Annotated in this window: 1 protein-coding gene; it reads right to left on the reverse strand. The window is 55.7% G+C overall.

Going from position 1 to position 912, the window contains the following annotated elements; genetic code table 11:
* On the reverse strand, nt 1-694 hold a 694-nt coding region (locus tag MoGM_RS00005), incomplete at its 3' end, for a glycoside hydrolase family 3 protein (protein WP_371410486.1).
* Between the last annotated feature and the right edge of the window lie 218 nt (nt 695-912).

Consider the following 912-nt stretch of genomic DNA (forward strand, 5'->3'; position numbering starts at 1 on the left):
TGTCGTAACGCTGGTAGGCGCACATCACCTCGCGCACCCGTGCATCCTCGACCACGGTCTTGAAGGCGGGCAGATAGGTCTCCCACAGGTCTCGGGCTGATATGTTGTTGATGTCGGCCGTATGCCGGCTCCACTCCGGTCCGCTATGCACGGCATAGTGCTTGGCGCACGCCCACAGCTTGCGGTACTTGGATTCCTCCGGGCCTTGCAGGCCACGCACCACCGCACTGCCCATCACTCCCGTCAGGTAAGGGTCTTCGCCGTATGTCTCCTGTCCGCGTCCCCAGCGCGGATCACGGAAAATGTTCACGTTGGGAGTCCACACCGACAGGGCGTGAAAGCGGGTGACATCGCCTCCACGGGCCGTCAGCTCGTTCCACTTGGCGCGCGCCTCGGTGCTGACCGCGTCGAACACACGGTATACCAGTGCGTCGTTCCACGAGGCGGCCATGCCTATCGGCTCGGGAAAATTAGTCACTCCTCCCATGTTGGCGACACCGTGCAGAGCCTCGCTCCACCACTGCCACCGCTTTATGCCAAGCCTCGGTATTGCCGGAGAGTCGTCGAGCATCAGCGCGGCTTTCTCCTCAAGGGTAAGCCGGGCACATAAGTCAACGGCCCGCTCGCGGGCGGTAAGTTCTGGATTTTGATACGGAAGTGTCTGCGCACTCACGGCAATGGCACCGCACATCATTGCCGACAGCAATAATATTCTTGATTTCATAGGCCAAATGTTTTTTTATTAAGATAAAGATTCTTCAAGTCACAAAGTTAACAAAAACAAGTGTACAACGGATACCACATCCGGTTTTTTACGTTATTTAACCAAAAAGACACGTCACAGACAATTTGTCACGCAAAGGATGAAAATCCATAACAACGCATCGGCACAATGAAAACCGGTCTTGGCAC

It is taken from the genome of Prevotella sp. MGM1 (assembly GCF_002933775.1).
Taxonomy (GTDB): domain Bacteria; phylum Bacteroidota; class Bacteroidia; order Bacteroidales; family Bacteroidaceae; genus Prevotella.